Below are 23,157 nucleotides of genomic sequence, written 5' to 3'. Positions count from 1 at the left end.
GATGCTGGGTGAGCGTTATGAGCTCGGCAGGGTGATCGGTCGGGGTGGCATGGCGGAAGTACGCCGCGCGTACGACACCAGGCTCGGCCGGTGGGTCGCCATCAAGGAACTTCGTCCCGACCTGGCGTCCGACGACACCTTCCAGGCCCGCTTCCGCCGTGAGGCGCAGTCGGCGGCCGGACTGAACCACCCGAACATCGTGGCGGTCTATGACACGGGCGAGGAATACGACCCCGTCAGCAAGCTGCACATCCCCTACATCGTCATGGAGCTCGTCGAGGGCCACACGCTCCGCGAGATCCTCAAGGACGGCCGCAAGATCCTGCCCGAGCGCGCACTCGAGTTGACCGTGGGCGTGCTCGACGCCCTGTCGTATTCCCACCGCGCCGGCATCGTGCACCGCGACATCAAACCCGCCAACGTGATGCTCACCCCGCAGGGCAACGTGAAGGTGATGGATTTCGGCATCGCCCGCGCGGTGTCCGACGTGTCGTCGTCGATGACCCAGACCGCGGCCGTGATCGGCACCGCTCAGTATCTGTCGCCCGAGCAGGCCCGCGGGGAGACCGTCGATGCCCGGTCCGACATCTATTCCGCCGGTTGCCTGCTCTATGAGCTGCTGATCGGGCGGCCGCCGTTCGTCGGCGATTCGCCCGTCTCGGTCGCCTATCAGCACGTGCGCGAGCTCCCGGTTCCGCCCAGTCAGCTCGACAGTCACATCGGCCCTGGAGTCGACGCCGTCGTGCTGACCGCGCTGGCGAAGGATCCCGCCGACCGTTATCAGACCGCCCGCGGGATGGCCGACGACATCAACCGCGTGCTCTCCGGGCTCGAGGTCACCACGACCACACCGGCGTCGGCACCCAGCGCTCCCGAGCCGACCGCCGCGCTCAACACCATCGCCGTCAGCGAGGAACTGGTCGTGCCCGAGGACGACGAGCCGGAACGCCGAAGTGCGTTGCCGATCGTCCTGACGATCCTCTCGCTCGTCCTGGTGGTGCTCCTCGGCGCAGTGCTGTGGTGGTGGCTCCGGCCCAACACCCCCGAAGCACCGCTGCAGGTGGCTGTCCCGCCGGTCGTGGGACAGACCCAGGCCGAGGCGGAAACCACGATCCGCAATGCCCGGCTCCTGCCGGAGATCGACCAGGTCGAGGGGCCGGACGACCACACGGTGGGCACCGTGGTCCGTCAGAACCCGATCGCAGGGTCCATGATCGACCCGGGCAAGACCGTGGTGCTGGAGATCAATACCGGCCCGAAGAGAGCGGCGATCCCGACCGGCCTGACCGGCGCGTCGGTGAGCGAGGCCCGCCGGCTGCTGGACGATGCCGGCTTCCAGAACGTCCGGGTCGTCGACGCCACGCAGGAGCCACCGGATGCGGTCAAGGACACCGTCCTGAGCGTGCGTCCCAGCGAAGGGACAACGGTGCCCGTCAGCCAGGAGATCGTGCTCGAGGTCGCGACCGGCCTGTCCCGGGTGCCGAACTGGGTCGGCTGGAACCAGGCTTCGGTCGAACAGGACCGTGAGGCCCGGGGCTTCACGAACGTGACGTTCGAGATGACCGATACGGACGACTCCGAGCAGGCCGGCACCGTGCTGAGCACGGACCCCGCGGCCGGCACGCAGGTCGAACGCGATGACCCCATCGTCGTCCGGATCGCCCGCTTCGTCGCCCCGACGCCCACCCCAGCGCCGACCACGACGCCGACCGATACCGAGCCGACACCGACCGGTGTGTCGCCCACCTCTTCACCCACTCCGACCGAGCAGTGATGACACCGCCATGACCGAACCTCCCGCTCCCCGCATCCTCGTCGTCGACAACTACGACTCCTTCGTCTGGAACCTCGTGCACTACCTCGCCCAGCTGGGGGCCGAGATCGAGGTCTGGCGCAATGACGACGAGCGCTTCGGGGACCTGTCGCCGGCACGGTTCGCGGAGTTCGACGGGATCCTGCTCTCCCCTGGTCCCGGGGCGCCCGAGTCCGCCGGAGTCTGCGTCGAACTCGTGCGGAAGATCGCAGGCGACCTGCCGATCTTCGGTGTGTGCTTGGGGTTGCAGTCCATCGCGGTGGCCTTCGGCGGCGAGGTGGGCCGCGCGCCCGAGCTGTTGCACGGCAAGGTCTCCGCGGTCCGGCACCGCGGCGTCGGAGTCATGGCCGGCCTGCCGAATCCCTTCACCGCGACCCGTTATCACTCGCTGGCGATCACGAGGCTGCCCCAGCCGTTGGAGGTCACGGCGGAAACCGAAGCGGGGGTCGTGATGGCGGTCCGGCATCGCGAGCTGCCCGTGGAAGCCGTGCAGTTCCATCCCGAGTCGGTCCTCACCGAGGGTGGCTATCAGATGCTCGCGAACTGGCTGCTCACCTGTGGGGATGCCGAGGCGCCCGGACGCGCCGTCGGTCTAGCACCGTTGATGTCGCTCGGCTGACGGCTGTCGACACCTGCCCGCCGTCCTGCGGACCGGTCAGGCCGCGCGCGCGTACTGCAACTCCACCGCACCCTCGAACCCGGGGAACCGGAGGTTGCCCTCGCGCTTCTGCTGATAACCCAGGTTGTACGCCTCCGCGTGCTGGCGATAGACCTTCAGATAGGAAGACGTCGCGAGCGCGTGCGAGAGCTGCTCGGGGTCACCGATCGCGGAGATCACATAGGGCGGCGCATAGGGTGTGCCGTGGAGAACGACGGAGTTGCCGACGCATTTGATGCCGGTGGTCGCGACCACGCGCTGGCCCTGGATGGTCATCGCCTCCGCCCCGGCCCCCCAGAACACGTTGGCCACCGCCTGGATGTCCTGCTGGTGGACGACAAGCAGATCCTCATCGATGCCGGCGACCGTCACCGACGTGGGCGCGTCCGTCAGGATGACCGTATAACCGGGGCCCTGCACCGGCTCGGTGCCCGTGTAGCCGCCCGTCTCCGCGACCCGCCCGCTCATGTCGGGCTCGTCACCTGCCCGACTGGCCAACTCATCGACCTCTGCCCGCAACGCGGCGACGTCCCGCGTGAGGTCGGCGTTGCGACGGGTGCCGTCGCGGATGACGTCGATGAGCTGCGTGTTGCGGCCCGGGCGCAGATCGAAACCCCGCGCGTTCAGGCTGCTCACGCTGATCATCAGGCCGATCACGACACACACGAGGGCCGTCATGATGCGGGCGCGCGGGCGCTTCGGGCGGTCCCGCAGGATGAGCAGCCACCGCTCCCATCCCGTCCGCAGCCACCGAACCATCCCTCGTCCTCACCGTGAGATCCGCCTGTTCACCCATTACGCTAGCGGGCGACACGAAGGAGGGACCGTTGTCGGAACCTAAAGGCCGAAAGCCAACGGACAGGAAGCGCCGCGGCGAGCCGGACGACCCCGCTCCCAAGGAGGTCACCAAGAAGGTTGACGCCTTCGGCGCCGAGATCGAGGAAGAGGAAGCTCCCGACCGTCGGATCACCGGTCCCGGCACGAGCCGCTGGGTTGCTCCCGCCTTCATCACCATCGGTCTGCTGGGCGTGATCTGGCTGGTCGTCTATTACATCGCCGGCCGCGACGTCCCGGTCATGAGCAGGCTCGGCGACTGGAACATCCTGATCGGCATGGGGCTGATGGCGGCAGCCCTCGGCCTGTCGATGATGTGGAAGTGAGCGGCGTCACACCACTCCCCAGGTGAGGGGGCCCATCGTGCCGGCGGCGTACTCATCCATCGGCACCTCCCCCGCCCGCCACGCCGCGATGACCGGCGCCACGATCCGCCAGCATTCCTCGGCCACATCGCCGCGCACGGACAGCAGCGGGTTGCCGTCGAGGATGCCCGCGAGAATCTCGCCGTAGGGACGAACAGGGCTGTCCCCCAACTCGGCCTCGAAGACGGTCTCCTCGAGGCTGAGCTTGTCCCCTTCGCCGTTGGTGGCGATCCGCAGGCCGAGGCGCCCTTCCCCCAGGTCGAACAACAGGACGTTCTGGTTGACCTCACCGGTGAAGCCCTCCGGCATGTGGGCGACGGGCCGGAAATAGATGATCGCGAGTCGGCGGGCGTCGCCGAGTCCTTTGCCGGAGCGGAGCCGGAAGGGTACGCCGGCCCAGCGCCGGGAACGGATCTCGAGCGTCACCTGCGCGAGCGTGTCGGTCTCCCGGGCCGGGTCCACACCGGGCTCGTCCACGTAGCTGGGGACGTCCGTGTCGTTGACGCGGCCCGCGGTATAGCGCGCCCGGCGCGAGCCGATCTCCGGGTGACAGTAGGTCGCGCGGAGAACGTGCATCATGAGGTCGCGGAGCTCGACGTGATCGACCCGGTTGGGCTCCTCCATCGCGAGAATGGCCATGACGAGCAGCAGGTGGGACTGGATCATGTCGATCAGGGCACCGGCTTTGTCGTAGTAGCCGGCCCTCCCCTCCAGCGCCAGGGTTTCGTCGAACACGATGTCGACTCGCTCGATGTCGTTGGCACTCCACACGGGCTCGAACATGCGGTTGGCGAAGCGGACGCCGAGGATGTTGAGGACTGTGTCCTTGCCGAGGAAGTGGTCCACCCGGAAGATCTGTTTCTCGTGGACCAGCCCGGCGAGCAGCCGGTTGAACTCGCGGGCCGATTCGAGATCCGAACCGAATGGCTTCTCCAGTCCGAGACGGACCCCCTCGGGCAGGTCTGCCGCCGTCAGCAGTTTGCAGGCCGCCATGGTGACCGCCGGCGGGAGCGCGAAATAGAGCACGGAGTTCGGCGGCAGTGCCCGCACGAACTCGGGCCAGGCCTGGGGGTCCATCACGTCCAGCTGCTGATAGCGCGAATCGCCCGCGAGGCCGTTTGCGACCTCGGGACGCGCACCGCCGCGGCACATGGACTCGTGCACCTGCTCGTGCCACTCGCCGTGGGACCATTCCTTGCGGTCAGCGCCGACGAGGATGATCCGCCGGTCGGGCTCCTGCGCCATCAGCGTGCCCAGCCCGGGCAGAAGCAGACGTGAGGTGAGGTCGCCGGAGGCGCCGAGGATCACGAGCGTCGGCGCATCGGGATGCTCGGCGGCGGAGTCAGGCGCCTCCACCGCATCGACAGCCGGCGCGCGATCACCCTGGGGACCCGAGGGCTCCGAAGGCACCTGACCGGCCGATCCCTCGTTAGGCTGCGGCGATCCCTGCCCGGCGGTGTCGTTCGACATGAGGCTTCCTCTCCCGTGAGCGGTGCGCCCGACTGCGGCCGCCGGACTCGATGGCGAGCGTACGCCGATCGTCCTCCCAGCGCTCGACCGCACTCTGCACCCCGTGGCTGACTTCGCACACGTCCCTTTCGGATGCGACGTCGATGACCGGGTGCAAAGTGCGCTGCCGGGATCGAGAACGCCAGCCGCGCAGATGGCTCAGTGCGGCTTGAGCAACGGGAACAGGATCGTCTCGCGGATCCCGACGCCGGTGAACAGCATCACCAGACGATCGATGCCCAGACCCATGCCGCCCATCGGCGGGGCGCCGAACTCGAGCGCCGCGAGGAAGTCCTCGTCGAGCTGCATAGCCTCGGGATCACCCGCGGCTGCCGCGAGAGACTGCTCGGTGAGCACCTCGCGCTGGATCACCGGGTCGATCAGCTCGGAGAACCCCGTGGCCCGTTCCATGCCGCCGATGATGAGGTCCCACGCCTCGATCAGCCGCGGTTCGTCGGGATGGCGGCGCGCGAGCGGCTGGGCGATCGCCGGATAGTCGCAGACGAACGTCGGCTGGATCAGGCTGGGCTCGACGAGCGCCTCGAACAGCTCGATCACCACCTTGCCGTCAGACCAACCGGCATCGAGCTCCACGTCGTGCTTGGCCGCGATCTCCACCAACCTGGACATGGGGGTGTCGACCGTGACCTCTTCGCCCACCGCAGCGGAGACGCCCTCGTGCACACCCAGCCAGCGCCACTCACCGTCGAGGTCGATCGTGTGCTCACCGCTCTGGACCTGCCGCGAGCCCAACAGATCGGCACACGCCACGATGATGTGCTGGGTCAGTGCGGCAATGGATTTCTGGTCGCCCCACGACTGATAGGCCTCCAGCATCGTGAACTCCGGAGCATGCGAGGAGTCGATGCCTTCGTTGCGGAAGATGCGGCCCATCTCATAAACACGGTCCGCGCCGCCGACCATGGCGCGCTTGAGGAACAGCTCGAGCGCGATCCGCATGGTCATGCCGATGTCGAAGGCGTTGAGGTGGGTCCGGAACGGGCGGGCCGCGGCACCGCCATGGATGAGCTGCAGCACGGGGGTCTCGACCTCGAGATAGCCCTCGGCGTGCAGCGTCTCACGAATCGCACGGGTGATGGCGGCGCGCGTGCGCACCATCGCTCGCGCCTCGTCGCGGACGGTCATGTCGGCATAGCGCTGACGAACCCGCGCCTCCTCACTCATCTCCGAATGCAGGTTCGGCATCGGACGCAGCGCCTTCGATGCCATCCGCCACTCGGTCGCCATCACCGACAACTCACCGCGGCGCGAAGCGATCACTCGACCGGTCACCGCGACGTGGTCGCCGAGATCGACATCGGCTTTCCAGGCCGCGAGCGCCTCGTCACCGACCTCGGCCAGCGACAGCATCACCTGCAGCCGCTCGGAATCGGCCTGAGTGGTGAACCCGTCCTGAAGGGTCCCGAAGCAGAGCTTGCCGGTGTTGCGCACGAACACCACCCGACCGGCCACCGTGACAACGTCCTGCGTCTCCTCCCCGGCCTGGAGGTGGCCCCACCGGGCGCGGACCTCGGCCAGGGAGTGGGTCCGCCCCACGCGCACCGGATAGGGCTCATGCCCGGCCTCCAGCAGACGAGCCCGCTTGTCACGGCGGATCTGCATCTGCTCCGGAAGGTCGGCGGCGGGGTCGGTCAACTGCTGCGGTTCGGTCACGGCCGACAGCCTAACGATCGCCGCAGCCGACCCGCTCCACTCCCGAGGGTTGCCCTTGCGCCATTACGCTGTTGCCCATGAGCTATGGTCAAAATCCTTACGGCCAGAACCCCTATGGTGGACAGCCGCAGCAGCAGCCCTATGGCCAGCGGCCGTATGGCGGCCAGCCTCAACAGCCCAACCCCTATGGACAGCCGGGCCAGAATCCGTACGGTCAACCTCAGCAGGGCCAACCGAATCCCTATGGCCAGCCGGGCCAGAACCCCTATGGCCAGCCGCAACAGAATCCCTATGGCGGCCGTCCCGGTCAGCAGGGCCAGAATCCTTATGGCCAGCAGCCGCAGGGCCAGCCCCAGAATCCGTACGCCCAGCCTCCCCAACGGCCCCAGTCTGCGCCCTCGGCGACCGGGCCCGAGAGTTGGCAGGCCAACCAGCCTCCTGCGGCTCCCGAGTCGCTCGCGCCGAGCACCCCGCTGACGATCGCGGAGCATGCGGTTCCGGTGCACACGCTGGGCGACGACCCCGAGTCCTTCATCGCCCGTTCACTGGGCGAAGTCGTCGGCGTCGCCCTGCGCCCGCAGACCAAGGATCCGGTGTCGCTGACCAAAGCCCGCCAGGACGCGGTGAGCCGGATGGCGGAGATGGCGAAGGCCGCGGATGCCGACGCGGTGGTCGGGCTGCGGTTCGACTCCAACACCGAGGAGATCGTCGCCTATGGCACAGCGGTGATCATGGCCGAGGAACTCGAGCTCACCGACTCCGACGATGAGGCCGAGGACGACTCGGACGGTGCGGACGCCGGCAACGGCGCCCATGACCTGATGGCCGCCGCCGCGTCCGTCGGCGAGTCCGGCGACAACAGCCACACGGACTTCTCGGGGCCGCTCGGCAGCGACGAGGACGACGAGGACGGGACATCCCCCGACACCGATCACGGTCAGGAGACGCCATTCTCCGACGCCGATGCCACCCGCTTGGCCAAGGCAGAGGACTTCGCGCCCGCCTCCCAGAGCAGCGCCGCCTCCCACAGCTCCCCGGCTCCGGCCGCCGACGAGGAGTCCAAGGATCCCTGGCAATCGGCCGGCTACGGGTCGTCCCCCTACGGGCAGGGCAGCAACCCGTACGCCAAGCCCAATCCCTACGCCCACCCCGGCGAGCAGAGCGGACAGGGCCAAAGCGGACAGGGCCAAAGCGGACAGGGCCAAGGCGGACAGGGCAACCAGGGCGGCCAACAGTCCAGCCAGGGCTGGCCGTTCTCCTGACCCGGCTAGGCCGGTTCGGTGGCGGGGAACACGCGGACCCCGTCACCGGTGAACTCGAAGCGCACCGCCGACAGATCGGGCACGACCGCGTCGGCCAGCAGGTCCTCCGCCGGGGTGGTGGTCGTCACGGCGAGCGTACGCATGCCCGCAGCCGCTGCCGCCGCGAGACCATGCACCGCATCCTCGACCACGAGACAGTCGGCGGGATCCACCCCGAGCCGCTCTGCCGCCAGCAGAAAGATGTCCGGGGCCGGCTTGCCGCGCTCCACGTCATCGACCGTGATCACCAGATCCGGGGCTGCGACCCCGCCCGCCGCCAATCGCGCGCGGGCCAGGGGCTCACTGCACGAGGTCGCGATGGCGGCCCGACCGGCGGGCAAGGCGGCGAGTGCGGCCGCGCTGCCGGGCACGGGCACGATGCCGTCGGTCTCGGCGAGTTCGAGGGCATTGATCCGCTCGATCGCCGCCGGCGCCCGGTCCGTACCGAGCACCGCACGCACCACATCGGCGGTCGGCACACCGTGAAATCCGCGCAGTTGGTCTGCCGTCACCCCATGCTCGATCGCCCAGGTAGTCCAAGCGCGGATGATCGCGGGCTCGGAAAGAATCAGCGTGCCGTCCATGTCGAAGACGACTGCGGCGAACGTTTCATCGAACGGCATATCCGGAACGACCCTTCATCTTTGGCGCCTATTCTGCTGAACGTGGGGAAATCCCTGACCGCCGCGTCGCGCCGACGACGGCCGGGGCACCCCGTCAGCATCCCCCGACCGGGAAACGCTGACCCATCAGTTCGACAAGCGAGCAGAGATTTCGGAGGGACCCATGAGCGAACTCCTTGAGGACGCAGCCCAGGACGCATCGGACGCCGCCGCACCCGCCGGCAACGAGGGCCCGAACGTGCAGCGCCGCAGGCAGGACTCGACCGACCGCCGCACTTATGCGGCGCGCGCCGCCAAGCGGGCGCCCGGCTCCGCCGCCGACGATGACACCGCTGAACAGCAGCCCCGCCGCGGCCGCTGGAAGGACAGCAACGAGGGAGACGACATGGCCACGGCCCAGAACACCGATCGGGACGACGCCGTCACCGGTGAGCGCCCGGACGAAACCCGCACCGCTCGCCGAGCCGGCGGGCGCACCGAGCAGGACCGCAGGTTCGCAAGGCCGGAGAGCGACACCCGCCCGACCCCGCGCGTCGTGTCCAATTCGGGGACCTATGTCGAACCCGAGGACGAGCGCCCCTCCGCCGGCGACCTCATCCAACAGCTCACCCCGGAGACGCCGCAGAAGGCGACGCGCGGCTGGCGGGCCTTCTTCGGCCTGAAGCCGTCCCAGCGGGAGGCTGACGAGCTGCGCGACCTGGCCACGGTGAAGACCGCGTTCCGGCGCCCGGTGACCGTCATGGTGGCGAACCCCAAGGGTGGCTCCGGCAAGACGCCCGTCAGCGTGCTGCTCGCGGCCGCGTTCGGCACCAGCCGTGGTGGCGGCGTCGTCGCGTGGGACAACAACGAGCTGCGCGGCACGATGCCGGACCGCACGACCTCGCCGCATCGCCGCAATGTCCACGACATGCTCGCGAAGCTCGAACAGCTCCGATGGTCGACATCGCAGTTCACGGATTTGGCGTACTTCCTGAACCACCAGGACAGCGGCAACCACTACACGCTCGGGTCGGCCCAGAACGCCGGCCACGTCGTGACGGGCCAGAACTTCCGCCAGGTCCACGAGCTCTTCTCTCGCTATTTCCAGGTGATCGTCGTCGACACCGGCAACAACGAGGCCGCCCCCAACTGGACCGCGGCCGCGGCAGAGGCCGACTGCCTCGTCGTCCCGACCAAGTGGCGCAAGGACAGCCTGATCCCGGCCGCCCGCATGCTGGAGTCACTGCAGGACACCAACCCCGGCCTGTTGGAGCGCACGGTCATCGCAGCCACCAACGGCCCCCAGGACTCCCAGCAGGTCGTGAAGGACAACGGAGCTTCCTGGTTCGGCTCCAACCATCCGATCGTCGAGATCCCGACCGACCCGCACATCGCCGAGGGCGGGGTCATCAACTTCGGTCAGCTGCGCCCGGCGACGCGACGCGCTGCGCTCCGCCTCGCGGCCGAGGTGTCACTTCGTCTCGTGGGCGCCGGCCTCGTGCAGGAGTGAGGATCGCGCCACCCCGCTGAGGAGCGAAGCGTTTTGTGAGTGAGTGCTCACTCACATACGCTTTCCCTCGTGCCACCACGCGCTCCCGCTCTGCCGCCAGACGAACGGCGGCGTTCGATCGTCGCCGCCGCGCTCCCGCTTCTGCGGGTCAAGGGCGTGCAGGTCAGCACGACTGAGATTGCGCAGGCTGCCGGCGTCGCCGAGGGAACCCTGTTCCGGGTGTTCGACAACAAGGACGAGATCATCCACGCGGTGATCGACGACGTCATGGATCCCGCTCACACGATCGAGGACCTCGCGGCCATCGACCGCACAGACCCGCTGCCCGATCGCATGACGGCGATCGTCCGCATCCTGCACGCCAGGATCGCCGACGTCGCGTTCCTCATGGGGGTCCTGCACGCCAGCGGCGTTGCCCACAGCCGACCCAGACACACCCACGCGCAGCACAAGGCCCACAGCGAGACCCTGCGGGACGCGATCGTCGGCGTGCTCTCCTCCGACGCCCCCCGCCTCCGCCAGTCCCCCGAGGCGACGGCGTCCCTCCTGCGCTCGGTCTCGTTCGCCACCGCCCATCCCCTGCTGTCCGACGGTGTCGTCACCGACCCCGAGGCCGTCGTCGACTTCCTTCTGCACGGGCTGCTCACCGATGCCCCGGTCACACCTGCCACCGAAGGAGACCGGACATGCTGCTCCGGCTGACCAGTCGCTATCTCAAGCCCTATTCCGGGCTGCTCGCCGCGGTGGTCGTGCTGCAGCTGACCGGCACCCTGGCTTCCCTGTGGCTGCCCACCCTCAACGCGCGGATCATCGACGACGGCGTGTCCCGCGGCGACATCGGGGCGATCTGGCGATTCGGGCTCATCATGCTGGGCGTCAGCCTGGTCCAGGTGGTTTGCGCGATCGCCGCCGTGCGGTGCGGCGCGATGGCCGCGATGGGGTTCGGTCGCGACGTCCGGGCGGATCTGTTCGGCCGGGTGCTGTCGTTCTCCAGCCGCGAGCTCAACCAGTTCGGCGCGCCCAGCCTGATCACCCGGAACACCAACGACGTGCAGCAGATCCAGATGCTCGTGGTCATGATGGCGACCATGGTCGTCGCCGCCCCGATCACGATGGTCGGCGGCGTCATCATGGCGTTGCGGGAGGACCCCGGCCTGACGCTCCTGTTGGCCGTCGTCGTGCCTCTGCTCGCCGCGTTCATGGTGGTGCTGGTGACCCGGATGGGCCCGTTGTTCCGGCTGATGCAGACGCGGATCGACGCGCTCAACCGTGTGCTGCGGGAGCAGATCACCGGCATTCGCGTGGTGCGCGCGTTCACGCGCGAGGAGCACGAGTCGGCCCGGTTCGATGTCGCGAACAGTGACCTGACACGGACCGCCACGTCCGTCGGCCGGGTCATGGCGCTGATGTTCCCGACGGTCATGTTCGTCATGAACGCATCGTCGGTCGCCGTGGTGTGGTTCGGCGGTCACCGGATTGCGTCGGGTGACCTGATGGTGGGTCAGTTGACGGCGTTCCTCGCGTACCTCATCCAAATCCTCATGTCCGTCATGATGGCCTCCTTCATGCTGTTCATGGCGCCGCGGGCAGCGGTGTCGGCCGAGCGGATCGGTGAGGTGCTCGACACGCGTTCGTCGGTGGTGCCGCCGGCCGAGGAGGTACGCCCGGCTGTCGCGGATGGTCGCGTCTCGTTCAGCGGCGTCGCGTTCACCTATCCCGGGGCCGAGGCGTGCGTGCTCGAGGACATCGACCTGCTCGCGGAGCCCGGCCGGACGACCGCGATCATCGGCTCGACCGGCGCCGGCAAGACGACCCTGCTCAACCTCATCCCGCGGCTGTTCGACGTGACCGACGGCCGGGTGAGTGTGGACGGCGTCGACGTGCGGGACTTCGCGCCCGAGGACCTCTGGGACCGCATCGGCCTGGTGCCGCAGAAACCGTTCCTGTTCTCGGGAACGGTGGCGTCGAACCTGCGCTACGGAAAGCCGTCCGCGACCGACGAAGAACTGTGGGAGGCACTGCGGATCGCGCAGGCGGAGGACTTCGTGCGGGCGATGGACGGCGGGCTCGAGGCGCCCATCAGCCAGGGCGGCACCAACGTGTCCGGCGGCCAGCGCCAGCGCCTGTCGATCGCGCGGGCGCTGGTGAAGAAGCCGGAGATCTATCTGTTCGACGACTCGTTCTCCGCGCTCGACGTCAGCACCGATGCGCGTCTGCGGGCAGCGTTGCAGCCGGTCACCCGGGAGTCCGCGGTGATCGTGGTCGCCCAGCGGGTCGCCACCATCCGGCACGCGGACCAGATCGTCGTGCTCGAGCACGGCCGGATCGTCGGCCGCGGGCGGCACGAGGAACTGCTGGAGACCTGCCCGACCTATGCCGAGATCGTCGATTCCCAGCTCTCCGCCGAGGAGGCCGCAGCATGACCACCGAGGCGCAGCCGGCACCGGAGGGGCAGGCTCCCCGCAAGTCCGCCGAACGGCCGAAGCACCGGCCGACCGGTCCCCAGATGGGCGGACCGCACGGGCCCAAGCCCGTGGAGAAGGCGATCAACTTCGTGCCGTCCCTGAAGCGTCTCGTGCGCCAGTTGCGCCACGAGCGGGGCCTCGTGCTGTTCGTCCTGGCTCTCGCAGTGCTCGGCGTCGGGCTGGGCGTGCTGGGCCCGAAGGTCCTGGGCTGGGGCACCGACGTGCTGTTCTCCGGCGTGCTCGGGCTGATGATGGCGACAATGGCCCCCGGCGCATCGAAGGAACAGATCGTCGCCGGGCTCCGGGCCCGCGGGGACGACTCGCTGGCCGACCTGCTCGCGAACTCCGCGGCCGTGCCCGGTGTGGGCATCGACTTCGACAGGCTCGGCGCGGTGCTGCTGCTGGCGCTCGGCCTCTATGTGGTGTCGGCGGTGATGGGGTGGTTGCAGGCGTACCTGCTGAACAACGTCGTTCAGCGCACCGTCTATCGCATGCGCCGCGACGTCGAGGCCAAGCTCAACCGCCTGCCGCTGCGCTATTTCGACAACCAGCCCCGCGGCGAACTGCTGAGCCGGGTGACCAACGACATCGACAACGTGTCGCAGAGCATGCAGCAGACGATGTCGCAGCTCATCAACTCGGTGCTCATGGTCATCGGCGTCATCGTGATGATGCTGTGGATCTCGCCGATCCTGACCGTGGTGGCGCTGGTGACGATCCCGGTGTCGATGGCGCTCACCGTGGCGATCGGCAAGCGCTCGCAGGTGCTGTTCGCCGACACGTGGAAGACCACCGGCGAGCTGAACGCGCACGTGGAGGAGGCCTACACCGGGCACGCGCTGGTGAAGGTGTTCGGCCGTCAGCGCGAGGTCGAGGCGGTGTTCGCCGAGCGGAACGAGCGGCTCTATCGGGCCTCGTTCGGTTCGCAGTTCGTGAGCGGCATCATCATGCCGTCGATGATGTTCATCGGAAACCTCAACTATGTGGCGATCGCCGTGCTCGGCGGCCTGAGGGTGCTGAGCGGGGCCATGTCGGTGGGCGACGTGCAGGCGTTCATCCAGTACTCACGGCAGTTCACCCAACCGCTCACCCAGGTCGCCTCGATGGCGAACCTGCTGCAGTCCGGGGTTGCCTCTGCCGAGCGGGTGTTCGAAGTCCTCGACGAGGAGGAGCAGGTGCCCGAGGGCGGCAGCGCGCTCGAGCCGACGCGGGGGCGGGTGCGGTTCGAGAACGTCGACTTCGCGTACGACCCCGCCAGGCCCCTCATCACCGATCTCTCGCTCGAGGTCCAGCCCGGCCAGACGGTCGCGATCGTCGGCCCCACCGGCGCGGGCAAGACCACGCTGGTCAACCTGGTCATGCGGTTCTATGAGCTGGATGCCGGCCGGATCACCCTCGACGGCGTCGACATCTCGACCGTGCCGCGCCGGGCGCTCCGCGCGAACATCGGGATGGTGCTCCAGGACACGTGGCTGTTCGGCGGCACGATTCGCGACAACATCGCGTACGGGCGGCCGGAGGCGACCGAGGAGGAGATCGTGGCCGCAGCGACGGCGACGTACGTCGATCGGTTCGTCCACGCCCTGCCCGACGGCTACGACACCGTCATCGACGAGGAAGGCTCGAACATCTCCGCCGGCGAGAAGCAGCTCATCACGATCGCCCGCGCGTTCCTGTCCGACCCCGCGCTGTTGATCCTCGACGAGGCGACATCGTCGGTGGACACCCGGACCGAGGCGCTGGTCCAGCACGCGATGTCCGCGCTGCGCAAGGACCGCACGTCGTTCGTGATCGCGCACCGGTTGTCGACGATCCGGGATGCCGATGTGATTCTGGTGATGGAGGACGGCCGCATCGTGGAACAGGGGACGCACGCGGATTTGTTGGCCGCAGAGGGCGCGTACGCACGCCTCTATCAGTCCCAGTTCACCGCCCCCGTGAGCTGACGCGCCCCAACGGGGCCGCCCGTCCGACTGCCCGCCCTGCCGGGCCGCCTAACTGGCGGCGCGCCGCAAAAGGCTCTTCAGCACGATCCGGTCCTCGGCGGGCAGCCGGTGGATGATTTCCGCCAATGCCGCGCGCCGGGCCTGGGGTTCTGGGCCGAGCAGTTCGAGGACCTCGCCCGCCACGAGATCTTCGCGGGTCTGCAGCGGGGAATAGAGCCACTGGCGCCCTTGCCGGACGCGGGAGACCAAGCCTTTTTTCTCAAGTCGGTCGAGCACGGTCATGACCGTCGTGTACGCCAAGTCACGCTCCTGCGCCAACTCGGTGTGCACCGCACGCACCGACGAGGGAGCGGGGACGCGCCACAGCACGTCCATGACCCTGCTCTCCAGCTCGCCCAGAACAGCCATGCGCCAATGTTCGCACGGGTTCTACTACAGCGTGTAATAATACGCGATTGTCTCGGCTGGCTCACATTACGTCCGGGGAGTACCGTTCTCCTACAGCGAGTAGTACGTTGGCCGCCATGAGCTCGGAAACCATCGCACGCTGGCAGTTCGGCGTCACCACGGTTTATCACTTCCTCTTCGTCCCGATCACGCTCGCATTGTCCTGGCTGGTCGCGATCCTGCAGACCCTGTGGGTGCGCACCGGCAACCAGAACTATCTGCGGCTGACGAAGTTCTACGGGAAGTTGTTCTTGATCAACTTCGCGATGGGCTTGGTCACCGGCATCGTGCAGGAGTTCCAGTTCGGCATGAACTGGTCTGAATACTCCCGCTTTGTCGGCGACATCTTCGGCGCTCCGCTCGCCCTGGAAGCGCTCCTCGCGTTCTTCATGGAGTCGACCTTCCTCGGGCTGTGGATCTTCGGCTGGGACCGGCTCAACAAGCACCTGCACCTGGGCTGCATCTGGCTGGTCGCCATCGGCACCAACCTCTCCGCGGTGTTCATCCTGGCCGCGAACTCCTTCATGCAGAACCCGGTCGGCTATCGGTTCAACCCCGAGACCAACCGTGCCGAGCTCACCGATTTCGTGGCCGTGCTGACCAACAAGGTGTTCCTCGCGACCTTCCCGCACCAGATGGCTGCCGCCTGGCTCGTGTCCGCGGCGTTCATGGCGGCGGTGGCCGGCTGGCACCTGCACCGGCTCAACAAGACCCTGCCGAAGGCCGCCGACCTCAACGACGTCGAGGGCATGCAGCAGATCGCCGACCACGACCACGAGGTCATCCCCTATCGCTTCGCTGCCCGGTTCGGTGCCATCGCGCTGATCATCGCCGGCATGGCGGTCATGCTGACCGGCGACTTCCAGGGCAAGGCGATGTATGAGAAGCAACCGATGAAGATGGCCGCCGCCGAGGGCGCATTCGAGGACACGAAGGACTTCTCGATCCTCACCATCGGCAACCGTGAGGCGAACGAGGAGGTCTTCGCCATCCACCTGCCGGGCCTGCTCTCGTTCCTGTCCTATGGCAACTTCGACACGGACGTCCCCGGCATCCGCCCGCTCGAGGCCCGCTATCAGGAAGAGTTCACGCCGATGCTGCGGGAGCGCTATGGCGATGAGGTCGCGGACCACTTCGCCCAGAACGGCTACCACCCGAACATCATCGTGACCTATTGGACCTTCCGGATCATGATCACGCTCGGCATGATCGCCATGGCCATCGGCGCCTGGATGCTCTGGGTGCTCCGCGGGGACCGGCTGCCACGCGGCAAGCTGTGGGTCTGGCTGATGGTGGCGCTGCCGCTGGCGCCGTTGTTCGGCAACTCGTTCGGATGGATCTTCACCGAGATGGGCCGTCAGCCGTGGGTCGTCTTCGGCCTGATGCCGACGATGTCCGGGGTCTCCCCCGGCGTCACCGCCGGCCAGATGCTGTTCTCCCTGATCGGATTCACCGTGGTCTATGGCGTGCTGGCGGTGATCGAAGTGAAGCTGCTGCTCCACTACATCAAGCTGGGCATGCCCGAATATGTCGAGGAGCCGAAGGTCCTGGAGGACGAAGACGCTCCGCTGACCTTCGCCTACTGATCGCGACACGGAAGCTGAACGGGGAAATCTGACATGACTCTCGCTGAGATCTGGTTCGTCGCGATCGCGATCCTGTGGATCGGATTCTTCGTCCTCGAAGGATTCGACTTCGGGGTCGGCATGCTGCTGCCCGTCCTGGGCAAGAAGGAAGAAGACCGCCGGGTGATGATCAACACCATCGGCCCGGTCTGGGACGGCAACGAGGTGTGGCTGCTGACCGCCGGCGGCGCCATGTTCGCGGCTTTTCCGGAGTGGTATGCGACGGTGTTCTCCGGCCTCTACATCCCACTCTTCCTCGTGCTCCTCGGCCTGATCGTTCGTGGCGTGTCCTTCGAATATCGGCACAAGCACGACCGGGACGACTGGCGGAAACTGTTCGACTCCTTCATCATCTTCGGCTCGATCGTCGTCCCGCTGGTTTTGGGCGTCGGGTTCGCCAACTTCGTCCGGGGCCTGCCGATCATCGCCGACCCGGCGCAGCGGAACTGGGTGATGGACGGCACGTTCGCCAACATCCTCGGGTTGTTCAACCCGTTCGCGTTGGTGGGCGGCCTCACCTTCCTCGCGGTCTTCATGTTCCACGGTGCGCTGTTCATCGCCCTCAAGACCAAGGGTGACATCCGGGAACGTGCCCGCAGCTTCGCCGCCAAGGTCGGCATCGCCGCGATCGTGCTCATCGCCGCGCTGACGATCTGGATGACGGTGGCGTTCGGCAAGGGCGTGATCAGCTGGATCCTGGCTCTCCTGGCCATCGCCGGTGTGGGTCTGGGCCTGTTCATGAACAACAAGGGCCGCGAGGGCTGGGCGTTCATCGGCACGGTCGTGAGCATCCTGACCACTGTGGCCGGCATGTTCATCGCGATGTGGCCGAACGTGGTGCCGGCGCTCACCCCGGGCAACGATCTGTCGCTCTATGACGCGGCGTCGACGTCCTACACCCTCACCATCATGACGGTCGCGACCGCGATCTTCCTGCCGATGGTGCTGGGTTATCAGGCGTGGACGTTCTGGGTGTTCCGCAAGCGGATCAGCACCAAGAACCTCCCCACCGCTTCGGCCGTGCACTGATCCTGCGTCCACCCGCCGGCTCCTCTGCCGGCGGTGGGGCGGGGCCGGGTCAGTGTGTGCGGGAGCCCCGTGGGCAAACTCGGACCGCTGTTGAGTGATGGGGCAGACTCTCAGGCATGGCCGGAGCGATTGATCACAGACTGCTGACCCGCGCGAAGGCGACCAGGACCTATCTGATCGCCGGCGTCGCGGTCGGCAGCGCAACGGCGGTGCTGGTCGTCTGCCAAGCCTGGATCCTTTCCCGCATGATCGCCCGCGTCTTTGACTCGCGCGGTCCGGAGGGAACACAGCCCGGCAGCATCGACGCGATGCCGTTCGGCGGCTTGTGGGCAGCGATCGGAGTCCTGGCCGCCATCATCGCCGGGCGGGCCCTGCTGGCCTGGCTCAACTCCTGGCTCGCCCACCGGTCGGCGGCCGCTGTGAAGTCGCAACTGCGGTCGGACATCATCGCTGCCCGACTCCGCGCGCCGGGGCGCACGGACACGTCGACGGGTTCCCTCATCGCTCTCCTGACCCACGGGCTGGACGCGTTGGACGGATATTTCGCCCGATATCTCCCCCAGCTCGCCCTCGCGTTCACCGTCCCCCTTATCGTCGGCGTGGCGATTTTCACCACGCACGTGACCTCGGCCCTGATCGTCGCGGTCTCGCTGCCGTTGATCCCGGTCTTCATGGTCCTGATCGGGCTGGCGACCAAGGTGAGGATGGCGAAGAGCTGGCGTACGCAGCGCCGCCTCGCCAACCACTTCGGCGATCTGGTCACGGGCCTCCCCACGCTCCAGGCGTTCGGTCGGGCCAAGAACCAGACGATCGGTCTGGAGATCACGGAGAAGAAGCACCGCTCGGAGACGATGTCGACGCTGCGGGTCTCATTCCTGTCGGGGTTCGCGCTGGAGCTGTTGGCGACCTATTCGGTGGCGCTCGTCGCCGTGCCCGTCGGCCTGCTGATCGTCGACAACCGCATGGACTTGGTGACCGGCCTGTTCGTGCTGATCCTGGTCCCGGAGGTCTATCTGCCGGTCCGCCAGGTCGGCGTCCACTATCACGACTCGGTCGACGGAATCGCCGCCGCGGACGATGCGTTCGCGGTGATCGAACGCGCTGGTGGCAAACCGGGCATCGTGCCGGCGCCGTCGCTGGTCGACGCGCCGATCCGGCTCGATCGCGTCTCGTTCACCTATCCCGAGGCGAAGAGTCCGGCCCTGGTGGACTTCTCTGCGGAGGTGCGACCGGGTGAGGTGGTGGCGTTCGCCGGGCCGTCCGGTTGTGGCAAGTCGACCGCGTTGGCGCTGCTCATGGGCTTCTGGACCCCGAGCGAGGGGTCGATCGCGGTTGGTGATCGGCTGCTGTTCGAGTTGGACATCGCCTCGTGGCGGGAGCAGCTGGCCTATGTGGCGCAAGAGCCGGGGCTGGTCTCCGGGACGATCGCGGACAACGTCCGACTCGGTGACCCCACCGCCGATGACGCGGCCGTCGCGGATGCGCTCCGGCGCGCCGGCGGGGCAGGTCTGGCTCCGGAACGGGACGTGGACGACGCCGGGGAGAACCTGTCGGCCGGGGAGATCCGGCGGATCGCGATGGCGCGGGCGCTCTTGCGGATCGACGCCGGTGCCCGGCTGCTCGTGCTTGACGAGCCGACGGCCGGATTGGACAGCGACACAGAGGCGCAGGTGCTGGCGGGAGTGCGGCGCAGCGGTGTGGGTGCTCTCGTTGTCACGCACCGACCGGCCGTGCTGGCTGCGGCCGATCGGGTGATCGAACTCCCCGCCCCGCACGCTGACGAGCCCGAACCCACGCCATCGAGCGATCACGCACTGCAGGGCTCGGAGGCCCACTGATGAGCCGCACCGACGTGGCTGCCGAACAGCAGCGCTCCCCCTTCACCCTGGCCCGTGACCTCATGCCAGAGGTGCCGCGCTCGCGGACCCTGTTCTGGGTCTCACTGTTCCTCCAGTTCATGACCTCACTCACGGCCGTCACGCTGATGGGTGCATCCGCGTGGCTGCTTTCCCGTGCAGCCGAGCATCCCCCTGTGCTCTATTTGATGGTGATCATCGTCATCGTCCGGGCCTGCGGCCTGTTCCGGGCTGTGTTCCGTTATGCGGAGCGGATCACCTCCCACACCCTCGCCCTGCGGATGCAGTCGCTGCTCCGGATCCGCACCTATGCCCGACTTGCCGCCACAACCCTGCTCGGGCGCCGACGCGGCGATCTGCTCGTGCGCGTGGTCAAGGACGTGGAGGCCATCCAGGACCTGATCGTGCGGGTCGCACTGCCCTTCGCCTCCGCCGGGTTGATCGCCTTGGTCGCCTCGACCGCGATGGCGGTCCTCTCCCCCATCGCCGGGATCGCCCTGTTCGCCTCGGCGGTGGTCGCGGGCGTGGTCGTGCCACGGCTCGCCCAGTTGGCCTCCCGGCGCGCCGACGCCGCGACCGTGCCGGCCCGCGGCGAACTGGCCGACCGGGTCCGGGAGATCAACCGCGCCTCCTATGACTTGGCCGCCTATGGCGACTCGGCCCGGACCGACGCCCTGCTGGCGGTCGATGACCGGTTGCGGGTCGCCGAGGAGCGGGCCTCCGTCGTGCGGGGCCTGGCCGCTGGGGTCCAGGTGCTGGCAGCCGGTTTCGCGGTGCTGGTGGCACTGGCGGTCGGCGTGCCCGCCGTCGCCGACGGCGACCTCAACCGCGTCGCGCTCGGCACGCTGGTCCTCGTCCCCCTCGCGCTGCACGAGGTGCTGTCGACGTTGACGCAGGCTGCGCAGACCTATACGCGGGCGACTGCGGGCCTCGCCCGGGTCGCCCAAGTCCTCGAAGCCCCCGCGCTCGGCCGCGGAGACCGCGCAGCCGGTGCGGAGGCGAGCGTGCCGCGCATCGAGCTGAGCGGTGCCGACGTCGGGTGGCCCGGCGCCGCGCCTGTGCTGACCGGCGTGAGCCTGCAGGTGCGCGAGGGGGAACGGGTTGCGCTGGTGGGTCCGTCCGGGGTGGGCAAGACCACGATCGCGGCGACGTTGATGGGGCTCATCCCACCGATGGGCGGTGCGGTCCGCGTGGACGGGACGATCGGCTATCTGGCCCAGGATGCGCACATCTTCAACACCTCGGTCGCCGAGAACGTCAAGATCGGCAACAAGGACGCCACCGAGGCCGAACTCGCGGACGCACTCCTGCGCTCGGGCCTCCGCATGGACCCGAACCGGATCGTCGGTGAGGAGGGCGCGATGCTGTCCGGCGGCGAGGCCCGACGGGTGGCGCTCGCGCGGGTGCTCCTCGGGAATCACCAGTGCTGGATCCTCGACGAGCCGACCGAACACCTCGACGCCGAGACCGCCGACGCACTCATGGCAGACATCTGGGCCGTCTCCGCCGGCGACCCGGTCCTCGTGATCACCCACGACCCTCGCGTGATCGAGCGCTGCGACCGCGTGGTGAAACTGGGCTGAGTCGGGCTCGGATCAGGACGCGAGTGACTCGAGCAGCGCGCGCGACTCCGGCGACGGACGCCACTCCAACGATCGCCCACTGCGCAGTCCGGGACCAGCCTCCCAGATCGTCACCGAGTCGGCGATCCACCGCAGTTGGAGAGGCTGCCCCAGCTGGTCCGTCGCCAACAAGATCCGCTCAGGACCGGAATCGGTGGACGCCTCGGCAGGCGCCACATTCGCCAGCAGGTCCGGCTTGAGCACCGCCCACTGCTCGGCGCTGGCGACGGAACGGGTGAGAAGGCTGCCATCGGGTTGTCGCTCGCACGCACTCAGGGTGGTCAGGTCGTCCAGCCGCACCGGGATCCAGGACAGCGCGGGCCCCTCGCACGCCTGACCCGGCGGGACCGGTGCCGGTGGGGTGGCCGCGCGCTGAGCATTGAGCAGCTCGACGAACGTCGCCAGCAGTTCCTGACCGCCGAAGCGGCCGCCCACCTCCCGGCAGCCGCCCATCATCGAGGTGACCGTCACCGGATCGCGGTCGGGATAGCGAAACACCATCGCATAGGCCGGCCCCGCATCCGCCGTGCACAGGATCTCAGCCGCGGGGAAGCGCTCGGCGCCGTTGAACTGCGCCACGAGCCGGTCGCTGCCGGTCACGAGTTCGTCCGCCGGCGCTTTGGCATCGAGGTCGAGCGCGCAGAGGCGTACGCCCACCACGCCACCCGGCAGCTCCGTGACCCCGTGGCTGGGACTGAATTCGGGCTCGGGACACATCGCCTCCGGCGCCGAGGCGGGCGGCTGATGCGGAGTCGACTCCGGTCCCGCGGCAATGGTGTCACCGCCACAGGCCGACAGCGTCAGCAGCAAGCCGGCAGTGACGCCACCGGCGAGTCGCTGGCGGATGGTTGCAGGACGGTGCATGGCGAAACCGTACGTCGGCCGCGGGCCGCGCCGAGCCCACCTGCGAGAATGGGCCTCATGTTGGTTGCCTTCTCTGTTGCCCCCAGCGGCCCCGAATCCGTGCACGATGCCGTCGCGGCCGCCGTCAAGGTCGTCCGCGAGTCCGGCCTGCCGAACCGCACCGACGCCATGTTCACCACGATCGAGGGTGATTGGGACGAGTGCATGGATGTCGTCCGGCGAGCCACCGAGGCCGTCGGCCAGTTCGGGAACCGTGTGTCCTTGGTGCTCAAGGCGGACATCCGCCCCGGGCATACCGGCGAGTTGACCGGCAAGCTCGACCGTCTCGAGGCGGCCCTCGATTCTCTTGACCGGGAGTGAACCGTCCGGACCTTCGGATCCGCCCTGCTGAGCCTGATGACGCCCACGACTATGTGAGAGCGCATGTCGCCGCGCAGATCGCCACCTATGCGCCGATCATGCCGCGGGACTATGCGGCAACACGCCACGCGGAGGCGCCCGCCGCGGCCAAGGCGCTCGAGACCGAGCTGACCGAGATGCATGCCGTGCTCGCGGGCGGTCACGAGCCCTTTCGACGGCACTGGGTCGCCGAACGCGGCCTGGCCGAGCACACCCGGATCATCGGAATTGCTTGCGCGGGCACCGGGCCGAACTGGTGGGAGGCGGGGTTCGATCCACCCCCGGCCGATGTCACCTTCATGCTGGACCGGCTCTATGTCCTGCCAGCGGAACACGGGACGGGCGCCGGTCAGGCGCTGTTCGATGTGGCAGTGGGGGCGCGGTCGGCGTACCTCTGGATTCTCCGCAACAACCCCCGCGCCGAGCGGTTCTATCGCCGCAACGGATTCGTGCCCGACGGATCCGTCGGGCCGGCGGGCGGGCCCTGGCTGGGTCGGCCGATGTTCCGGATGATCAGGCGGCTGCCCATCGCGTGAGAAACGCCTCCGGCCAGGCCGCGATTGCAACTCCCGATGCCTGAAACCCCCGATGGATGCCTGAAACCCCTGTTGCAGCGGGTGTTTCACCGAGGCAACAGG

At 68.2% G+C, this 23,157-nt stretch carries 20 protein-coding genes; 14 read left to right on the top strand and 6 right to left on the bottom strand.

Features of this window, described 5'->3' with window-relative positions:
• Position 1 precedes the first annotated feature (1 nt).
• Both pknB and ACQ260_RS15530 read left to right on the top strand, forming a co-directional pair.
• Positions 2 to 1,774: a Stk1 family PASTA domain-containing Ser/Thr kinase gene (gene pknB / locus ACQ260_RS15535; protein WP_432560435.1), complete on the top strand. Its 1,773-nt coding sequence runs from the start codon at positions 2 to 4 to the stop codon at positions 1,772 to 1,774.
• A gap of 10 nt (positions 1,775 to 1,784) precedes the next feature.
• Positions 1,785 to 2,432, top strand: coding sequence for an aminodeoxychorismate/anthranilate synthase component II (locus ACQ260_RS15530; RefSeq protein WP_432560376.1), 648 nt, complete (start codon positions 1,785 to 1,787; stop codon positions 2,430 to 2,432).
• Positions 2,433 to 2,468: 36 nt separating this feature from the next.
• Here ACQ260_RS15530 and ACQ260_RS15525 read toward each other — a convergent pair whose 3' ends face one another.
• On the bottom strand, positions 2,469 to 3,230 hold the full coding sequence (locus ACQ260_RS15525; RefSeq protein ID WP_432560375.1) for a DUF881 domain-containing protein: 762 nt from the start codon (positions 3,228 to 3,230) through the stop codon (positions 2,469 to 2,471).
• Between the two features lie 68 nt (positions 3,231 to 3,298).
• On the opposite strand from ACQ260_RS15525, the gene ACQ260_RS15520 reads away from it, so the two are divergent.
• Positions 3,299 to 3,631 (top strand): cell division protein CrgA, encoded by a 333-nt coding sequence (locus ACQ260_RS15520; protein WP_432560374.1) that lies wholly within the window; start codon positions 3,299 to 3,301, stop codon positions 3,629 to 3,631.
• A gap of 6 nt (positions 3,632 to 3,637) precedes the next feature.
• Here ACQ260_RS15520 and ACQ260_RS15515 read toward each other — a convergent pair whose 3' ends face one another.
• Together ACQ260_RS15515 and lysS are read right to left on the bottom strand one after the other, a co-directional pair.
• Positions 3,638 to 5,140 carry a glucose-6-phosphate dehydrogenase gene (locus ACQ260_RS15515; protein WP_432560373.1) on the bottom strand — a complete coding sequence of 501 codons (1,503 nt, stop codon included), beginning with the start codon at positions 5,138 to 5,140 and terminating at the stop codon, positions 3,638 to 3,640.
• 198 nt (positions 5,141 to 5,338) lie between these two features.
• Positions 5,339 to 6,802: a lysine--tRNA ligase gene (gene lysS, locus ACQ260_RS15510; protein WP_432560434.1), complete on the bottom strand. Its 1,464-nt coding sequence runs from the start codon at positions 6,800 to 6,802 to the stop codon at positions 5,339 to 5,341.
• A gap of 128 nt (positions 6,803 to 6,930) precedes the next feature.
• Here lysS and ACQ260_RS15505 point away from each other — a divergent pair, with 128 nt between their 5' ends.
• The gene (locus ACQ260_RS15505; protein WP_432560372.1) at positions 6,931 to 8,115 is read left to right on the top strand and encodes a heavy metal-binding domain-containing protein; all 1,185 of its coding nucleotides are present in this window, start codon (positions 6,931 to 6,933) and stop codon (positions 8,113 to 8,115) included.
• Positions 8,116 to 8,120: 5 nt separating this feature from the next.
• Here the strand turns inward: ACQ260_RS15505 and ACQ260_RS15500 are convergent, their stop codons facing one another.
• Positions 8,121 to 8,777, bottom strand: coding sequence for an HAD family hydrolase (locus ACQ260_RS15500; protein WP_432560371.1), 657 nt, complete (start codon positions 8,775 to 8,777; stop codon positions 8,121 to 8,123).
• A gap of 163 nt (positions 8,778 to 8,940) precedes the next feature.
• Between ACQ260_RS15500 and ACQ260_RS15495 the strand changes: the two genes are divergently transcribed.
• The 4 genes from ACQ260_RS15495 to ACQ260_RS15480 all read left to right on the top strand — a co-directional run bounded on the left by ACQ260_RS15495 (position 8,941) and on the right by ACQ260_RS15480 (position 14,677).
• Complete coding sequence (locus ACQ260_RS15495; RefSeq protein ID WP_432560370.1) at positions 8,941 to 10,266, top strand: MinD/ParA family ATP-binding protein; 1,326 nt, start codon at positions 8,941 to 8,943, stop codon at positions 10,264 to 10,266.
• A 69-nt stretch (positions 10,267 to 10,335) separates the two neighbouring features.
• Positions 10,336 to 10,968: a TetR/AcrR family transcriptional regulator gene (locus tag ACQ260_RS15490; protein ID WP_432560369.1), complete on the top strand. Its 633-nt coding sequence runs from the start codon at positions 10,336 to 10,338 to the stop codon at positions 10,966 to 10,968.
• Positions 10,953 to 12,689, top strand: coding sequence for an ABC transporter ATP-binding protein (locus tag ACQ260_RS15485; RefSeq protein WP_432560368.1), 1,737 nt, complete (start codon positions 10,953 to 10,955; stop codon positions 12,687 to 12,689). Before ACQ260_RS15490 ends, ACQ260_RS15485 begins: the two co-directional genes overlap by 16 nt.
• Entirely contained in the window at positions 12,686 to 14,677 is a 1,992-nt protein-coding gene (locus ACQ260_RS15480) for an ABC transporter ATP-binding protein (protein ID WP_432560367.1), read from the top strand. The genes ACQ260_RS15485 and ACQ260_RS15480 overlap by 4 nt, the downstream gene beginning before the upstream one ends.
• Before the next feature lie 48 nt (positions 14,678 to 14,725).
• Here ACQ260_RS15480 and ACQ260_RS15475 read toward each other — a convergent pair whose 3' ends face one another.
• Complete coding sequence (locus ACQ260_RS15475) at positions 14,726 to 15,085, bottom strand: BlaI/MecI/CopY family transcriptional regulator (protein ID WP_432560366.1); 360 nt, start codon at positions 15,083 to 15,085, stop codon at positions 14,726 to 14,728.
• A gap of 116 nt (positions 15,086 to 15,201) precedes the next feature.
• Between ACQ260_RS15475 and ACQ260_RS15470 the strand changes: the two genes are divergently transcribed.
• The 4 genes from ACQ260_RS15470 (at position 15,202) to cydC (ending at position 21,217) form a co-directional block, all read left to right on the top strand.
• Positions 15,202 to 16,710 carry a cytochrome ubiquinol oxidase subunit I gene (locus tag ACQ260_RS15470; protein WP_432560365.1) on the top strand — a complete coding sequence of 503 codons (1,509 nt, stop codon included), beginning with the start codon at positions 15,202 to 15,204 and terminating at the stop codon, positions 16,708 to 16,710.
• A 33-nt stretch (positions 16,711 to 16,743) separates the two neighbouring features.
• Positions 16,744 to 17,778, top strand: a complete 1,035-nt coding sequence (gene cydB / locus ACQ260_RS15465) for a cytochrome d ubiquinol oxidase subunit II (protein ID WP_432560364.1) — start codon at positions 16,744 to 16,746, stop codon at positions 17,776 to 17,778.
• A gap of 116 nt (positions 17,779 to 17,894) precedes the next feature.
• Positions 17,895 to 19,616 carry a thiol reductant ABC exporter subunit CydD gene (gene cydD / locus ACQ260_RS15460; protein ID WP_432560363.1) on the top strand — a complete coding sequence of 574 codons (1,722 nt, stop codon included), beginning with the start codon at positions 17,895 to 17,897 and terminating at the stop codon, positions 19,614 to 19,616.
• Positions 19,616 to 21,217 (top strand): thiol reductant ABC exporter subunit CydC, encoded by a 1,602-nt coding sequence (cydC, locus tag ACQ260_RS15455; RefSeq protein WP_432560362.1) that lies wholly within the window; start codon positions 19,616 to 19,618, stop codon positions 21,215 to 21,217. Before cydD ends, cydC begins: the two co-directional genes overlap by 1 nt.
• A gap of 12 nt (positions 21,218 to 21,229) precedes the next feature.
• On the opposite strand, the gene ACQ260_RS15450 is transcribed toward cydC, so the two are convergent.
• Positions 21,230 to 22,120, bottom strand: coding sequence for a hypothetical protein (locus ACQ260_RS15450; RefSeq protein WP_432560361.1), 891 nt, complete (start codon positions 22,118 to 22,120; stop codon positions 21,230 to 21,232).
• Positions 22,121 to 22,177: 57 nt separating this feature from the next.
• Between ACQ260_RS15450 and ACQ260_RS15445 the strand changes: the two genes are divergently transcribed.
• Together ACQ260_RS15445 and ACQ260_RS15440 are read left to right on the top strand one after the other, a co-directional pair.
• Entirely contained in the window at positions 22,178 to 22,480 is a 303-nt protein-coding gene (locus ACQ260_RS15445) for a thiamine-binding protein (protein ID WP_432560360.1), read from the top strand.
• Between the two features lie 53 nt (positions 22,481 to 22,533).
• Positions 22,534 to 23,055, top strand: coding sequence for a GNAT family N-acetyltransferase (locus ACQ260_RS15440; protein WP_432560359.1), 522 nt, complete (start codon positions 22,534 to 22,536; stop codon positions 23,053 to 23,055).
• Positions 23,056 to 23,157: the final 102 nt, after the last annotated feature.

Source organism: Ammonicoccus luteus (genome assembly GCF_050880385.1).
Classification (GTDB): Bacteria; Actinomycetota; Actinomycetes; order Propionibacteriales; family Propionibacteriaceae; genus Enemella.
Note: the sequence above shows the minus strand (reverse complement) of the source record. Positions and strands in the feature narration are given on the sequence as shown.

Bases quoted from the DNA above. Each gene is read 5' to 3' on its own strand.
- pknB (WP_432560435.1), top strand. From the start codon at position 2: ATGCTGGGTGAGCGTTATGAGCTCGGCAGGGTGATCGGTCGGGGTGGC.
- ACQ260_RS15530 (WP_432560376.1), top strand. From the start codon at position 1,785: ATGACCGAACCTCCCGCTCCCCGCATCCTCGTCGTCGACAACTACGAC.
- ACQ260_RS15525 (WP_432560375.1), bottom strand. From the start codon at position 3,230: ATGGTTCGGTGGCTGCGGACGGGATGGGAGCGGTGGCTGCTCATCCTG.
- ACQ260_RS15515 (WP_432560373.1), bottom strand. From the start codon at position 5,140: ATGTCGAACGACACCGCCGGGCAGGGATCGCCGCAGCCTAACGAGGGA.
- lysS (WP_432560434.1), bottom strand. From the start codon at position 6,802: ATGCAGATCCGCCGTGACAAGCGGGCTCGTCTGCTGGAGGCCGGGCAT.
- ACQ260_RS15505 (WP_432560372.1), top strand. From the start codon at position 6,931: ATGAGCTATGGTCAAAATCCTTACGGCCAGAACCCCTATGGTGGACAG.
- ACQ260_RS15500 (WP_432560371.1), bottom strand. From the start codon at position 8,777: ATGCCGTTCGATGAAACGTTCGCCGCAGTCGTCTTCGACATGGACGGC.
- ACQ260_RS15495 (WP_432560370.1), top strand. From the start codon at position 8,941: ATGAGCGAACTCCTTGAGGACGCAGCCCAGGACGCATCGGACGCCGCC.
- ACQ260_RS15485 (WP_432560368.1), top strand. From the start codon at position 10,953: ATGCTGCTCCGGCTGACCAGTCGCTATCTCAAGCCCTATTCCGGGCTG.
- ACQ260_RS15480 (WP_432560367.1), top strand. From the start codon at position 12,686: ATGACCACCGAGGCGCAGCCGGCACCGGAGGGGCAGGCTCCCCGCAAG.
- ACQ260_RS15475 (WP_432560366.1), bottom strand. From the start codon at position 15,085: ATGGCTGTTCTGGGCGAGCTGGAGAGCAGGGTCATGGACGTGCTGTGG.
- ACQ260_RS15470 (WP_432560365.1), top strand. From the start codon at position 15,202: ATGAGCTCGGAAACCATCGCACGCTGGCAGTTCGGCGTCACCACGGTT.
- cydB (WP_432560364.1), top strand. From the start codon at position 16,744: ATGACTCTCGCTGAGATCTGGTTCGTCGCGATCGCGATCCTGTGGATC.
- cydD (WP_432560363.1), top strand. From the start codon at position 17,895: ATGGCCGGAGCGATTGATCACAGACTGCTGACCCGCGCGAAGGCGACC.
- cydC (WP_432560362.1), top strand. From the start codon at position 19,616: ATGAGCCGCACCGACGTGGCTGCCGAACAGCAGCGCTCCCCCTTCACC.
- ACQ260_RS15450 (WP_432560361.1), bottom strand. From the start codon at position 22,120: ATGCACCGTCCTGCAACCATCCGCCAGCGACTCGCCGGTGGCGTCACT.
- ACQ260_RS15445 (WP_432560360.1), top strand. From the start codon at position 22,178: ATGTTGGTTGCCTTCTCTGTTGCCCCCAGCGGCCCCGAATCCGTGCAC.